This is a genomic window from Arthrobacter sp. 05T47 (assembly GCF_056395825.1).
On record NZ_JBFTKG010000011.1, the window covers coordinates 105333 to 118442 of the forward strand.

A 13110-nucleotide genomic window follows, 5' to 3' on the forward strand; every position below is an offset into this window, starting at 1 on the left:
GCCATGAGCTCCACAACCGTTGAATCCACGTCCCCCCGCGGCGCCGACACGTCCGCGAAGCGCTCCGGAAACGGCACCAGTTCCGGCCCCGGCCCCAGCTTCCTGAGGGTCCTCAACTCCGAATTCATCAAGTTCCGCACCCTGCTCTCCACGCTGATCCTGCTCGGCTCCACAATCGTCGTCATTGTTGGAATCGGCGCCCTCGCGGCCTGGGGAATCGGCCAGGCGCTGCAGGCCTCCGGCTCGAATCCGCAACGTTCCGCGGCATTGGCCGCCCAGGGCGACATCGCGGCATCGGCACCCAGCGCGGGGATCTCGTTCGCGCAACTGATTCTTGGTTCCCTGGCCGTGCTGATCATCAGCTCCGAATTCACCACGGGAATGGCGCGGTCCACATTTACCGCCGTCCCGAAACGAATCCCGGCCTTCGTCGCCAAACTCCTCGTCGTCGTGGTCTCGGCGTTCCTGGTCACTGCCGTTTCGCTCTACCTCGCCGGCCTCGTGGCGGTGCCGATCTTCGACCAGTACGGCCACACGCTGGACGTCTCCAGCGGGCAGTACTACCGGACCCTGCTGATCAACAGTGTTTATGTTGCCGCCGTCGCAGCGATCGGCATGGCCCTCGGCGCCCTGATCAGGAACTCCGCCGGCGGCATCATGAGCCTGGTGGGCATCTTCTTTGTGCTTCCGATCGCACTGCAGATTATCCAGGGCGACTTCGTCAAGGAACTGCGCAAGTTCATCCCGGACAACACGCTGGCACCCATGACCGCCGCCGAACATCTCCCGGACACCCTGGAGGCCTGGCAGGCCGGCCTGGTGCTGGGCGCCTGGGTGGTCATCCCGCTGCTCCTGGCAGGATTCATGCTCAAGAAGCGGGACGTCTAGGCCGGCGCCACGCGCCCAGCGCCTAGGCTCGGAGCATGATCGATGCTGTGCCTGTAAGGGACGCGTCAGCCGGTTCGGCTGACGCGTTCCTTGCCGAACTCACCGCCCGCCGCCGCGGCCGCCTCCGGCGCTACCTGCTGGCCAACCCGCGGGTCATGGATGTCCTGGTGGTGCTCTGCTACCTGCTCCTGGTCACGCCCACCGCGGTCGAGTCGGTCACCCACGGCGACTGGCCGGTGGCCGTGCTTCTTGCGGCGGCCGCACCCGTCCTGCTCTTCCGGCGGGCCTATCCCGTACAGGTGGCGGCGGCCGTGGGGGTACTGGAGCTGGCCGTCACGTTCCTGCACCCCTGGGGATCCAACGTCTCCGCCGGGCTCTGGTTTTCGCTGTACGCCGTCGCCGTGGTCCGCTCGCGGCGGTTCGCCCTGACGGCCCTGGCCCTGACCACCGCCCCGCTGGTCCTCGTATACTTCCTGCTGGCCGTGGGCCCGCTGGATGGGCGGCTCCCGGACATGGCGGTCCGCACGCCGGAGAATTTCCAGCTGATCACCAGCATCGCCGCCGGCATCGGCATTACGCTTTCCAACGTGATTGCCACGGGGATCGGAATTTCGGTCCGGCAGCGCCGCGAGCATGAGCAGGAGATTGCCGCATGGGCCGCCCGGGCCCAGCAGCTGGGCTCAGTCACCGAACGGAACCGGATCGCCCGTGAAATGCACGACGTCGTGGCCCACTCCCTGACGGTCATGATCAGCCTGTCCGACGGCGCCGCCGTCGTCCTCAAGAAGGATCCCGCACGCGCCGCCGGCGTCCTCGAGGAACTCTCCCGGACCGGACGCACGGCTCTGGCCGACATGCGGCGCGTCCTGGGCGTGCTCCGCGAGGATTCGGCCGCGGGAAACGCCCCGCGCGAGCCGCTGGTGGCCGGAGACGGACTGGCCACGCTGCTCGAGGGTTTCCGCACCGCGGGACTTCCGCTGCACTACACGCACACCGGCCCGTCGCTGCCCGGTGATGCGGCGTTCCAGCTGACCGTCTACAGGATCGTGCAGGAATCGCTGACCAACGTGCTGCGCTACGGCCGTGCGCTCAGCCGGGTGGATGTCAGCATTGCCCGCGACGGTTCCAGCGTGGTCATCGAAGTGGTCGACGACGGCCGGGGCACAGTTGACCCCGGCGGTCACGGCGCCGGCCCGCAAGGCAAGGCCGACTCCCTGGATTCGCTCGGCACCGGGCACGGAATCGACGGGATGCGGGAGCGAGCCAGGATCTACGCAGGCACCGTGCACGCCGGACGCACCGGCGACCGCGGCTGGCGGGTGCGTGCGGAACTGAACTGCACCGGGGACAATGCAACCGAAACAAGGGGGGACAATGGTCGACAAAGGACCGGTACGCGTTCTGCTGGTGGATGACCAGCCGCTGCTCCGGATGGGGTTCCGCCTCATCCTGGAGGGTGAAGATGATTTGTGCATCGTGGGCGAGGCATCCAACGGCGCCGAAGCGGTCCGGCACGCCCGGGAGCTCGCGCCCGACGTCGTCCTGATGGATGTGCGGATGCCCGTCCTGGACGGGATCGAGGCCACCCGGGCCATCGCGGACTCGGGCTCCGACGCCAAGATCATCATCCTGACCACCTTTGACCTTGATGAATACGCCTTTGCCGGGCTGCGGGCGGGGGCCTCGGCCTTCCTGCTCAAGGACGTGGCGCCGGCGGAACTGATCAGCGCGGTGCGGGTTGTGGCCAGCGGCGACGCCGTTGTGGCGCCCCGCGTTACGCAGCGGCTGCTGGAGACCTACGTCCGCGGTGCCGGGGCGGTGGATCCTTCCGCGGGTACCGGCCCTTCCTGGGCGGACCGCGGCGGTCAGCGCACCGGCGGTCAGCGTGATGGGGCGGACGACGGCGGCCAGCCGGCCGGCAGCCCGGCACGCCCCGCGCGGGATCCCTTGCTGGAAGACCTGACGCCCCGCGAAAACGAGATGCTCGGAGCGCTGGCGGAGGGGCTCTCCAACGCCGAAATCGCGCACAGGTACTTCCTGTCCGAGGCCACAGTCAAGACCCACGTGCGCCGGATCCTGACCAAGCTCCACCTCCGGGACCGCGTCCAGGCCGTCGTCTACGCGTACGAGACCGGCCTCGTCGTGCCGAGCAACGCCGACTACTGACGGGGGCTGCCTGCCGGCGGTGCCGAACGGTTACCGGCGGGTAGTGCCTGAAGCAGTGGTTTCAGGCACATTGCCGAATTGCCAATGGGGCAACTTTGGTTGCCTTGGAGGCTCTTTTGTTGGGGAATGGCCCGGTCCTGCCCGTCGTCATTTGTGGGATTGCACAAGACGGAGCGTGCGCCGGGCGGTCTAGTGTGAAACGACACTGTGGTCCGCCGCACAGCATGGTTCGATTCCGTGCCGGCAACGAGCGGGCCTGAACCCCCCACGAAGGACGGCGCTTCCATGCCCGCTGACCAACAGCTCTCAAAATCCCTGAAACCCAGGCACCTGTCCATGATCGCCATCGCCGGCGTGATCGGCGCCGGACTGTTTGTCGGTTCGGGTGCGGCGATCCAGCAGGCCGGACCGGGCATCCTGGTTGCCTACGCCGCGGCGGGTCTCGTCGTCATCCTCGTCATGCGGATGTTGGGCGAGATGGCTGCGGCCAACCCGGAAACCGGCTCCTTTTCCACGTACGCGGACAAGGCGCTGGGCCGCTGGGCAGGGTTCAGCATCGGCTGGCTCTACGCCTGGTTCTGGATCATCGTCCTTGGCATCGAGGCCACGGCCGGGGCGGCCATCATGCACCGCTGGGTTCCGGGCATCGACCAGTGGGTGTGGGCGCTTGCCCTGATGGTGCTGCTGACGCTGACCAACCTCGGGTCCGTGAAGTCCTACGGCGAGTTCGAGTTCTGGTTCGCTTCCATCAAGGTCGCGGCAATCGTGCTCTTCCTGCTCTTCGGTGTCGCCGCGATCCTCGGCTTCATCCCCGGTGTTCCGGCCCCCGGACTGGACAACCTGATCGGCAACGGCGGGTTCATGCCCAACGGCCCGGGCGCCGTCCTGGCCGGCATCCTCGTGGTCGTGTTCTCCTTCTTCGGGGCAGAAATCGCCACCATCGCCGCCGGCGAATCCGAGAACCCGGTTGACGCCGTCAAGAAGGCCGTGAAGTCCACCGTCTGGCGCATCCTCGTCTTCTACATCGGCTCCATCGCCATTGTGGTCACCCTGCTGCCCTGGAACTCCGCGTCCGTCGCCAAGAGCCCCTACGTTGCGGTCATCGAGCTGTTCGGCATCCCCGGCGCCGGAACCATCATGGACGTCGTGGTCCTGACCTCGGTGCTCTCCTGCCTGAACTCGGGCCTCTACACCGCCAGCCGCATGCTCTTCTCGCTCTCCCGCCGCGGCGACGCCCCCAAGTCATGGATGCGGATTTCCAAGCGCGGAGTGCCTGCAGCTGCAGTGCTGGCCTCCACGGTGGTCGGCTTCATCACCGTGGGCCTGAACTACATCGCCCCGGACACCGTCTTCCTGTTCCTGGTCAACACCTCCGGCGCCATCGCGCTGTTCGTCTGGCTCGTGATCGCCTCCTCCCAGCTGATCCTGCGCCGCCGCATGGGCGCCGCCGCCAAGGACCTCCAGCTGAAAATGTGGCTCTTCCCCTACCTGACCTGGGTGTCCATCGTCAGCATCGTCGCCCTCCTGATCGGCATGGTGATCCTGGAATCCACCCGCGAATCGCTGCTGCTCTCGCTCGCCCTCGCCGGCGTCGTGGTGGGAATCGGAGTCTTCCGATACCGCAGGAACGGCGCCCAGGCCGCCGTTTCCGCAGCCGGTGACGCCACTGGTGCCGAAGCCCAGGTGGTTGACGCTGAGGACGCCACGGTGGGTGCCCGCCCGGTGTCGTAAGCCCCCCACGTCACCCCCCAGCACCACCGGACATGCCCTCGCTCGGAAACCAAGGCTGGACATAATGCCATCATGTCCATTCCTGGGAGCGTGGGGAGCGCATGTCCGGCGCACCAGGGACATGTCCGGTCGCTGCGCTGGCAAAGGGGCATGTCCAGCAAGGCCACAGCCGCTTCACAGGAAAGGGCTAGCCAGCCCATAGTGCCGCCGGGTTCCATGGGACCATGACAAAAACGCCCCAGCCCCCGCACCAGCCGCATCCCAACCACGACCGCGGCCTGGAGTTCGATCTTTCCACGCTCATGAGCCGCCGCTCGCTGGGCATGTTCCTCGGCGCGGGAACCGCAGCCGCCCTGGCAGCCTGCAGCCCGGCCGGCACCAGCGGCAGTTCGACGTCGGCCTCGTCCGCCGCGGCTTCGGCGGCCACAACTCCGGCGACGTCGGCCGCGGCAGCAACGCCGTCGGCCTCGTCTTCGGCCACGCCGACGCTGACCCGTGCGATCGCCGAATGCGGCGCAGAAATCCCTCAGGAAACCGCCGGCCCCTACCCCGGCGACGGTTCCAACGGCCCCAATGTCCTGGAGGCCTCCGGGGTGGTCCGCCAGGACATCACTTCCAGCTTCGGCACCGCCACCAGCACCGCCGAGGGCGTGCCGCTGACGGTCACACTGACCCTGCTCGACAACGCCAACGGCTGCACCCCGCTGGCCGGAGCCGCCGTCTACGCCTGGCACTGCGACCGCGACGGCAAATACTCCATGTACGATTCCGGGCTCCAGAACGAGAACTACCTCCGCGGCGTCCAGGAGGCCGACGCCAACGGGCAGGTCACATTCAAAACCATCTACCCCGGGGCCTACAGCGGCCGCTGGCCACACATCCACTTTGAAGTCTTCGAGTCCATGAGCAATGCGACGGCGGCCGGCCAGGTCCTGGCCGTGTCCCAGATCGCGCTGACCGAGGCGGCCTGCAAAGAGGTCTACGCGTCGACCGGCTACGAAACCAGTGCCCAGAACTTCCCCCGCACCACGCTGAAATCCGACAACGTCTTCGGCGACGACGGCGGCATCTACCAGCTGGCCGCCATGAGCGGCTCGGTAACCGCGGGCTACACCGCCGGTCTCAACGTCACCGTCTAGACACAGCGGCGGATCCGAGCCACAGCGGAGCATCCGGCCAGGCGGCACGGTCTCGGCTCCTCGGATCCGGCCCGACGGCCTGGTCTCGGCTCGGTCAGAGCGGCGTGTCCGGCACACCCAGGGGCCGGGTGTGCCGGACTAGACTCGGAGCCATGCCAACACCGAGCACCGCAGCAGAGCACATCCAGGACCTCGGCGCGTATGTCAGCGCGTCGCCGTCGAGCTTCCACGCCGTCCACGAAGCCGCGCGCCGGCTGGATGCTGCGGACTTTACGGGCCTGGACGAACTGCACGCGTGGCCGGAACCCGGAGCCGCCGGAGCCGCCACGGCCGGCAAGTTCTACGTGATCCGCGACGGCGCCCTCATCGCCTGGGTGGTGCCCGCCGGTGCCGGACCGACCACCGGCTTCAACATCCTGGGCGCGCACACGGATTCGCCGTCCTTCAAACTCAAGCCGAAGGCCACCACGGGCAAGTTCGGCTGGCTGCAGGCCGGCGTCGAGGTCTATGGCGGACCGCTCCTGAACTCCTGGCTGGACCGCGAACTCCAGCTCGCCGGCCGCCTGGTCATGCGTGACGGCACGCAGCACCTGACGGCCACGGGCCCGCTGCTGCGCTTCCCGCAGCTCGCCATCCACCTGGACCGGGCCGTGAACGAGGGCCTGGCCCTGGACAAGCAGCAGCACATGAATCCGGTCTATGGCCTGGGCGATCCCGCCGGCGAGGACCTCCTCGGGCTCCTCGCAGACCGGGTCGCCGGTGCCACCGTGGATCCGGACCAGATCGGCGGGTACGACGTCGTCATCGCGGACACCCAGGCCCCGGCGGTGTTCGGCGCGCGGGGCGAATTCTTCGCCTCCGGCCGGCTCGACAACCTCTCCGCGACGCACGCCGGGCTCACGGCGCTGATCGCCCACGCCGGCACGCCGCTGCCGGACGGTGCACCCATCGCCGTTCTGGCCGCCTTTGACCACGAAGAAATCGGCTCAGCATCCCGTTCCGGCGCGTGCGGACCCATCCTCGAGGACGTCCTGGTGCGGATCTCCGACGGGCTCGGGGCCTCGGCCAGCCAGCGTCGGCAGGCCTTCGCGGCGTCGTTCTGCGTCTCGGCGGATGCGGGCCATGCCGTGCACCCGAACTATCCGGAACGGCACGATCCGGCCAACCGGCCCGTCCTCAACGGCGGGCCGCTGCTGAAGATCAATGCCAACCAGCGCTACGCGACCGACGCCACCGGGGCCGCCCTCTGGGCGCGGCTGTGCACCGACGCCGGGATTCCGTACCAGGAATTCGTCTCCAACAACGTGATGCCGTGCGGCTCGACGATCGGCCCGCTGACCGCCACCCGGCTGGGAATCCGGACGGTCGACGTCGGTGTTCCCCTGCTCTCGATGCACTCGGCGCGCGAGCTTTGCGGCGTCCAGGACCCGCACCGGCTGGCCACGGTGACGCGGACGTTTTTCCGGACGGCGGCGTAAGGTCCCGGTACGGACTACGCGGCGACCCCGACCACGAGGTTGATGGTGGTAGCCAGGATGATTGTCCCAAAGAGGTAGGACAGCAGGCTGTGCTTGAGCGCCTCTGCCCGGATGCCATGGTTCTGGAGGGCGGTGTCTGAAACCTGGTACGTCATGCCAAGGCTTGTGGCCAGGTACGCGAAGTCGGTGTACTGCGGCGGCCGGGTCTGGTTGAAGTCGATGCCGCCCACCGCGGAGCCTGCTTTCCGTCCGGTGCCGTAGTACAGCTCGGCATAGCGCAGTGTGAAGAGCGTTTGGACGAGCGTCCAGGACAGTGCCACCGAGACCACCGCGAGCAGGCCGCCCCCGATCCGGGACACGAAGTCGGTGTTGTTGTGGGAATCCACGATGACCGCCGCTGCCGCGCCCAGGCTGGCCACATTTGCCCCCAGAATGAGCAGGTCCGTGGTGCTCCGGGATGGATCCTCCGCTGTGGCGTGCAGCCGTGTATCCGCCGGATCGAGGCCCCCGATGACCAGCCAGACCCAGACGATGTAGGTCAGGGCAGCCCCGCACCAGCCAATCGTGGGAGCCTGCACCCAGTGCCCCGCCACTCCGGCTGCGGTCGCGGCAAGCAACCCCGCCAGCAACATGACGGCGAAACGCAGGCGGCTCTTCCTGGTGCGCACGGCACGTCGGTGCGGGGATCCGGTGTTCATTCCCTGATCATGGCATGCCGACGGCGGCAACCGCCGCAACGGTTATCCACATGCCCCTCCGGTACTCTTCCGGGCCCGGCCGCAGGGTCGTACAGTGGGGGCACGGAATCGCCGAAACCGGCGCGGATGCACTAAGCTATTGAAGTCTGTGCTGCGCCCTGCCTCCGATCCGGTGGCCGGGCATTGCATGGCACCGCAAATGAACCTCCTGTTACGGAAATGCCGTAACCGCTTAGCCCAAAGGAGGTGGGTTCACATATGCGTCCTTACGAATTGATGGTAATCATCGACCCCGAGGTCGAAGAGCGTGCCGTTGAGCCGTCGCTTCAGAAGTTCCTGAACGTCATCACCAACGATGGTGGAACCATCGAAAAGGTTGACATCTGGGGCCGTCGTCGCCTGGCTTACGAAATCCAGAAGAAGTCCGAAGGTATCTACGCCGTGGTGAACTTCACCGCTGAGCCGGCTACCGCCAAGGAACTTGACCGCCAGCTGAGTCTCAACGAGACCATCATGCGCACCAAGATCACCCGCCCCGAAGAGCAGAAAGTTGTTGCTGAGTAATTCAGCGCTCAACCTTCAATCTTTATCCCCGCAGGAACGCACAAGGAGGCAGTAGATGGCAGGCGAAACCACTATCACGGTTGTCGGTAACCTCACCAATGACCCCGAACTCAGGTTCACACCGTCCGGTTCGGCCGTAGCGAATTTCACCATCGCTTCTACTCCCCGCACCTTCGACCGGCAGTCCAATGAGTGGAAGGACGGGGAAACCCTGTTCCTCCGCGCGTCGGTCTGGCGCGAAGCAGCCGAAAACGTCGCCGAATCCCTGACCAAGGGCATGCGCGTGATCGTCTCCGGCCGCCTGAAGAGCCGTTCCTACGAAACAAAAGAAGGCGAGAAGCGCACCGTTATCGAGCTCGAGGTCGACGAGATCGGCCCGAGCCTGCGGTACGCCAATGCCAAGGTCAACCGCACCCAGCGCTCCGGCGGTCAGGGTGGACAGGGTGGCTTCGGCGGCGGCAACAGCGGTGGCTTCGGTGGCGGCCAGGGTGCAAACCAGGGCGGCAACACCGGCGGACAATGGGGCGGCAACCAGCCCGCCGCGCAGGAAGACCCGTGGGCCACGCCCGGGGTCAGCAATGCGGGCGGCGGCTGGGGCAACGGCCCGGATTCCGAACCTCCCTTCTAAACAACATCTAAGGTCCGGCAACGAAAACCGCCGGGACGCCGCAAGGCGCCCGGGTGCAGACCGCGCCGGATCACCACCATCCCGTGGATCAATATCCACGGGCTCCATCGAATAGGAGCTCCACGATGGCTAAGGCTGAACTCCGTAAGCCCAAACCAAAGTCCAACCCCTTGAAGGCCGCTGACATCACTGTCATCGACTACAAGGACGTAGCATTGCTGCGCAAGTTCATCTCCGACCGCGGAAAGATCCGCGCCCGTCGCGTCACTGGCGTCACGGTGCAGGAACAGCGCAAGATCGCCCAGGCAATCAAGAACGCCCGCGAAGTTGCTCTGCTGCCCTACTCCGGCGCTGGCCGCGGTTAAGGGAAGGGATTAACTAAAATGGCAAAGCTCATTCTGACCCACGAAGTAACCGGTCTCGGTGCTGCTGGCGACGTTGTCGAGGTCAAGGACGGTTACGCACGTAACTACCTGCTGCCCCGCAACTTCGCCCTGACCTGGTCCAAGGGTGGCGAGAAGCAGGTTGAGTCCATCAAGGCTGCCCGCGTTGCCCGCGAGCACGCTTCCCTGGAAGACGCTCAGAAGCAGGCTGCTGCACTCTCCGCCAAGCCGGTCAAGCTGGTCGTCAAGGCTGGCGCAACCGGACGCCTGTTCGGCACCGTCAAGCAGGSCGACGTGGCSGACGCTGTTGAGGCCGCTGGCCTGGGCCGCATCGACAAGCGCAAGGTTGAACTGCCGGCACACATCAAGTCGACCGGTTCCTACCAGGCAAACGTCCGTCTGCACGACGACGTTTCCGCTGTGATCGAMCTCGACGTCGTCGCAGGCAAGTAGTCTTTCGACTCCCGGCCTCACCGGCCAGGCAGTCCTGAACTGCTGGAAGGCCCCCGCCTCCGGACCCCTTTGAGGGACCGAAGGCGGGGGCCTTCCGCTYTAACTTCCGCTTTAACTGTCACGCGGGGCGGATTCGCCTTAGCCGTGGTGCAGCACCGTGGTGACGTGCCGATAGCCGTGCCGGATCAGTTCCGCCAGCACGGCCTCGTCGACGTCGTCGAGTTTGTTGACGTACAGGCAGCCGGCACCGAGCTTGTGCTTGCCCAGCCGGCCGAGCAGATCGACAGCCTCCGGCCCGTCGGTGAGCCCGTAGAGCGACAGGCTGGATTTCCTGGGCGAGAATCCGACCGCAGGGGCATCACCTTCCCTGCCGCTCGCGTACTTGTAGTGGTAGCGGCCGAAGCCCACGATGGTTGGGCCCCACATTTCCGCCGCTTCCCCAGTGATTCCGGACATCAGCGTGAGCAGCCGCAGCCCGTCGCCGCGCCGGACCGGGTGCTCGACGGCGGCCAGGAACTCCTCGACAGACGCGCCGGTTGCCTGCGTTTTGTTTTCAGCCATGAGGGCAGTCTTCCAGAGCGCGGAATCCCTGTCAGTCGGCGCGGCCTGTGGGGGAGCGAAAGCCCGGGAATAAATCCACGCCTCGGGCCCTTGAAAGGGTAGATGCAAACGCATGTATTAGCGTTGCTGACCTGGATTCAACTTAGGAGCACTCCGTGGAAACCCGCCGTATTACCGTTATCTCCGCCGGACTGGGCGTCCCGTCGTCGAGCCGTCTGCTGGCCGACCAGCTGGCGGCGTCGGCCGAGCGGCAGCTTGCCGCGGCCGGCTACGCCGCCGACGTCGAGGTCGTGGAACTCCGGGACCTCGCCGTGGACATCGCCAACAACTTCGTGACCGGCTATGCGGCTCCGCGGCTGGCCGAAGTGATCGCCGGCGTCCATGCCTCCGACGGCATCATCGCCGTCAGCCCCGTGTTCAGCGCCTCCTACAGCGGGCTTTTCAAATCCTTCATCGATGTCCTCGATCCCAAGTCGCTGGAGGGCAAGGCGGTCGTGCTGGGCGCCACCGCGGGCACGGACCGGCACCAGATGGTGCTGGACTTTGCGATGCGGCCGCTTTTCACCTACCTGCGCACCAGGATCGCGGCCACCGCTGTCTTCGCCGGGCCCCAGGACTGGGGCAACAACGACGACGGCGGCTCGCCGCTCTCGGCGCGGGTGGACCGGGCAGCGGGGGAGTTTGTCAGCCTGCTGCAGGACTCAGGGCCGCAGCAGAAGCCGGTGCCCCTGGAGTCGCTGCCGTTTGAGCAATTGCTCGCCGGCATCTCGGGCACGCGGTAGCGCCGGAACGGGAGTCGTGCTCAGTCGCCGAGCAGGGCGATGAATTCCCTGGCCTGCTTCATGGAAATATCCGAGTGGCGGGTCAGGGCCGTCGCTGCGGCCTCGGTGTCGCCGCTCTTGGCGAGAGTGCGGATCCTGCCGTAAATCTCATCATTGAGCATGTTGCTGCTCACCTCGCGCGTGACATCTCCCTTGCTGGCGATGGCGCGGTAGCGGTACGGGAACCGCTGCGGCACGTCCTCCTCGTCCGCAACGGCTTCCGGTGCGGCCTCGGGGGCCCGGTAGGGCTGGGGGTGCGCCGCCAGGGCTGCGACGGCGTCGCGGGACGCCCGGAGGCCCTCACCGGTGGCCTCGAGGTACACCTTGATGGCGGCCATGGCCTGCCCCTGGGCTATCAGTGCGTAAAGCCGCCGGTGCTGCTCCTCGTTGAGCCTGGCGGCCGCGGCGCGGGCCACGTCGGCGGAGTCGGGCGCCGGCTGCGGCATGGACGAGGGCGTGGGGCGTTCGCCGCGGCGGCTCCAGGCCCGGACCACTATCAGCACCCCTGCGGCCACTAGGACCAGGATCAGTACGGGAATGAGCAGCGAATCCATGCGCTAGAGCCGTTCTACGTAATTCTTGGCGGTCTTGTGGTCCGAGTGCGTCGCCTGCTGCAGCMTCCGCGTTGCCTTGATCTTGTGGCCGCTGCGGGCCATCGACTGAAGCTCCAGGAAGAGTTGGGGGCTGAGCTGTCCGAAGGCGAGCAGGGTGTCCTGGTGGCCGGGGCGGGCCCCGGCAAAGGTCGCGGCGCTGTGGGCCAGCAGGGCGGAGCGGGCGTGGTCGGCCTGTTGTGACTGCTGCGCGGAGTTCTGGCTGGGACGGGTGGTCGCTTCGATCTTTGCGCGGGCGGCAACCGCAGCCTGGACCTGCGCAGCGTAGTGCGCCTGTGACTTCACCGCCAGTTCCCGCTGGTAGCGCTCTGCGTCGGAAATGCCGAAATTCCGCGGTTTCAGCGCCGTGACCATCGCCCAGAGCACCGCCGTCAGAATGAGGGCAGGCAACATGACTATCAGTACATCGGCCATGCTTAGAGCTTATGCCAGATTGCGGTTATCCACAGCATATTCCGCACCGCACGTACAGTGCCCCCGCGGCCGGCGTCAATTCGGCGCTGCGGCGTGAGTCCGGCCACAAAATTCGTGCATTGGGCGGCAAATATGGCCTCCGGCGCGGTGCTGAATCCCCAGCCGCAAGGTGCAGGCTGTGGATGAAGCTTGGTGGAAAATCTTTTGTGTCCACAACATGAATCCAATGTTTCTGCAGGTCAAGGGCGGATTGCGGACACAAGTTTTTTTCTATCCACAGCCCTACCCACAGACTGTGCACAAGCATCAGGCAGTAGTGCACAGGTTATCCACAGGGGAGTGGGGTGGCCGGGTTGGTGCCTGCCCGATCGGCGGATAACGTTGCAGGGTATCGGGCCTTGGAAGCGGAAAATCCTGTGGCCGCCGGGTGGTGCCCGCAAGGAACCCATCCCCGGATCCCGGTGGCTCTGCAGCCGCACCAGCGCTGTGGATAACGGCGGTGCGGCGGACCGGCGGGAACTGTCGGAGCTGACTGATAAGAATTGAGCGGCCGGCATGCGCCGGGTTTGCCGCTG

The 13110-nt window shown here is 66.5% G+C and carries 15 protein-coding genes; 11 read left to right on the forward strand and 4 right to left on the reverse strand.

Going from position 1 to position 13110, the window contains the following annotated elements:
- Positions 1 to 3: 3 nt before the first annotated feature.
- The 6 genes from AC1DEY_RS10420 (at position 4) to AC1DEY_RS10445 (ending at position 7402) form a co-directional block, all read left to right on the forward strand.
- Positions 4 to 888 (forward strand): ABC transporter permease, encoded by an 885-nt coding sequence (locus AC1DEY_RS10420; protein ID WP_476867863.1) that lies wholly within the window; start codon positions 4 to 6, stop codon positions 886 to 888.
- Between the two features lie 35 nt (positions 889 to 923).
- A complete protein-coding gene (locus AC1DEY_RS10425) occupies positions 924 to 2303 on the forward strand; it encodes a sensor histidine kinase (RefSeq protein WP_476867864.1) in 1380 nt (459 codons plus the stop codon).
- Positions 2263 to 3054 (forward strand): response regulator, encoded by a 792-nt coding sequence (locus AC1DEY_RS10430; RefSeq protein WP_476867865.1) that lies wholly within the window; start codon positions 2263 to 2265, stop codon positions 3052 to 3054. Before AC1DEY_RS10425 ends, AC1DEY_RS10430 begins: the two co-directional genes overlap by 41 nt.
- Positions 3055 to 3339: 285 nt before the next feature.
- Positions 3340 to 4785, forward strand: coding sequence for an amino acid permease (locus AC1DEY_RS10435; RefSeq protein ID WP_476867866.1), 1446 nt, complete (start codon positions 3340 to 3342; stop codon positions 4783 to 4785).
- Positions 4786 to 5009: 224 nt separating this feature from the next.
- A complete protein-coding gene (locus AC1DEY_RS10440) occupies positions 5010 to 5924 on the forward strand; it encodes an intradiol ring-cleavage dioxygenase (RefSeq protein ID WP_476867867.1) in 915 nt (304 codons plus the stop codon).
- Positions 5925 to 6076: 152 nt separating this feature from the next.
- Positions 6077 to 7402: a M18 family aminopeptidase gene (locus tag AC1DEY_RS10445; protein ID WP_476867868.1), complete on the forward strand. Its 1326-nt coding sequence runs from the start codon at positions 6077 to 6079 to the stop codon at positions 7400 to 7402.
- 14 nt (positions 7403 to 7416) lie between these two features.
- Here AC1DEY_RS10445 and AC1DEY_RS10450 read toward each other — a convergent pair whose 3' ends face one another.
- Positions 7417 to 8100, reverse strand: a complete 684-nt coding sequence (locus AC1DEY_RS10450) for a DUF1345 domain-containing protein (RefSeq protein WP_476867869.1) — start codon at positions 8098 to 8100, stop codon at positions 7417 to 7419.
- Positions 8101 to 8358: 258 nt separating this feature from the next.
- On the opposite strand from AC1DEY_RS10450, the gene rpsF reads away from it, so the two are divergent.
- The 4 genes from rpsF to rplI all read left to right on the forward strand — a co-directional run bounded on the left by rpsF (position 8359) and on the right by rplI (position 10128).
- The gene (rpsF, locus tag AC1DEY_RS10455; RefSeq protein ID WP_026266755.1) at positions 8359 to 8664 is read left to right on the forward strand and encodes a 30S ribosomal protein S6; all 306 of its coding nucleotides are present in this window, start codon (positions 8359 to 8361) and stop codon (positions 8662 to 8664) included.
- 55 nt (positions 8665 to 8719) lie between these two features.
- Entirely contained in the window at positions 8720 to 9292 is a 573-nt protein-coding gene (locus AC1DEY_RS10460; protein ID WP_390201359.1) for a single-stranded DNA-binding protein, read from the forward strand.
- 125 nt (positions 9293 to 9417) lie between these two features.
- Complete coding sequence (gene rpsR, locus AC1DEY_RS10465) at positions 9418 to 9657, forward strand: 30S ribosomal protein S18 (RefSeq protein WP_003800144.1); 240 nt, start codon at positions 9418 to 9420, stop codon at positions 9655 to 9657.
- 18 nt (positions 9658 to 9675) lie between these two features.
- On the forward strand, positions 9676 to 10128 hold the full coding sequence (gene rplI / locus AC1DEY_RS10470; protein ID WP_476867870.1) for a 50S ribosomal protein L9: 453 nt from the start codon (positions 9676 to 9678) through the stop codon (positions 10126 to 10128).
- A 138-nt stretch (positions 10129 to 10266) separates the two neighbouring features.
- Here rplI and AC1DEY_RS10475 read toward each other — a convergent pair whose 3' ends face one another.
- Positions 10267 to 10689: a DUF1801 domain-containing protein gene (locus tag AC1DEY_RS10475; RefSeq protein WP_476867871.1), complete on the reverse strand. Its 423-nt coding sequence runs from the start codon at positions 10687 to 10689 to the stop codon at positions 10267 to 10269.
- A 155-nt stretch (positions 10690 to 10844) separates the two neighbouring features.
- On the opposite strand from AC1DEY_RS10475, the gene AC1DEY_RS10480 reads away from it, so the two are divergent.
- Positions 10845 to 11471, forward strand: coding sequence for an FMN reductase (locus AC1DEY_RS10480; RefSeq protein ID WP_476867872.1), 627 nt, complete (start codon positions 10845 to 10847; stop codon positions 11469 to 11471).
- A gap of 20 nt (positions 11472 to 11491) precedes the next feature.
- On the opposite strand, the gene AC1DEY_RS10485 is transcribed toward AC1DEY_RS10480, so the two are convergent.
- Both AC1DEY_RS10485 and AC1DEY_RS10490 read right to left on the reverse strand, forming a co-directional pair.
- Positions 11492 to 12064 carry a hypothetical protein gene (locus tag AC1DEY_RS10485; RefSeq protein WP_476867873.1) on the reverse strand — a complete coding sequence of 191 codons (573 nt, stop codon included), beginning with the start codon at positions 12062 to 12064 and terminating at the stop codon, positions 11492 to 11494.
- 3 nt (positions 12065 to 12067) lie between these two features.
- Entirely contained in the window at positions 12068 to 12535 is a 468-nt protein-coding gene (locus AC1DEY_RS10490) for a hypothetical protein (RefSeq protein ID WP_476867874.1), read from the reverse strand.
- Positions 12536 to 13110: the final 575 nt, after the last annotated feature.

Bases quoted from the DNA above. Each gene is read 5' to 3' on its own strand.
- AC1DEY_RS10420 (WP_476867863.1), top strand. From the start codon at position 4: ATGAGCTCCACAACCGTTGAATCCACGTCCCCCCGCGGCGCCGACACG.
- AC1DEY_RS10425 (WP_476867864.1), top strand. From the start codon at position 924: ATGATCGATGCTGTGCCTGTAAGGGACGCGTCAGCCGGTTCGGCTGAC.
- AC1DEY_RS10430 (WP_476867865.1), top strand. From the start codon at position 2,263: ATGGTCGACAAAGGACCGGTACGCGTTCTGCTGGTGGATGACCAGCCG.
- AC1DEY_RS10435 (WP_476867866.1), top strand. From the start codon at position 3,340: ATGCCCGCTGACCAACAGCTCTCAAAATCCCTGAAACCCAGGCACCTG.
- AC1DEY_RS10440 (WP_476867867.1), top strand. From the start codon at position 5,010: ATGACAAAAACGCCCCAGCCCCCGCACCAGCCGCATCCCAACCACGAC.
- AC1DEY_RS10445 (WP_476867868.1), top strand. From the start codon at position 6,077: ATGCCAACACCGAGCACCGCAGCAGAGCACATCCAGGACCTCGGCGCG.
- AC1DEY_RS10450 (WP_476867869.1), bottom strand. From the start codon at position 8,100: ATGAACACCGGATCCCCGCACCGACGTGCCGTGCGCACCAGGAAGAGC.
- rpsF (WP_026266755.1), top strand. From the start codon at position 8,359: ATGCGTCCTTACGAATTGATGGTAATCATCGACCCCGAGGTCGAAGAG.
- AC1DEY_RS10460 (WP_390201359.1), top strand. From the start codon at position 8,720: ATGGCAGGCGAAACCACTATCACGGTTGTCGGTAACCTCACCAATGAC.
- rpsR (WP_003800144.1), top strand. From the start codon at position 9,418: ATGGCTAAGGCTGAACTCCGTAAGCCCAAACCAAAGTCCAACCCCTTG.
- AC1DEY_RS10475 (WP_476867871.1), bottom strand. From the start codon at position 10,689: ATGGCTGAAAACAAAACGCAGGCAACCGGCGCGTCTGTCGAGGAGTTC.
- AC1DEY_RS10485 (WP_476867873.1), bottom strand. From the start codon at position 12,064: ATGGATTCGCTGCTCATTCCCGTACTGATCCTGGTCCTAGTGGCCGCA.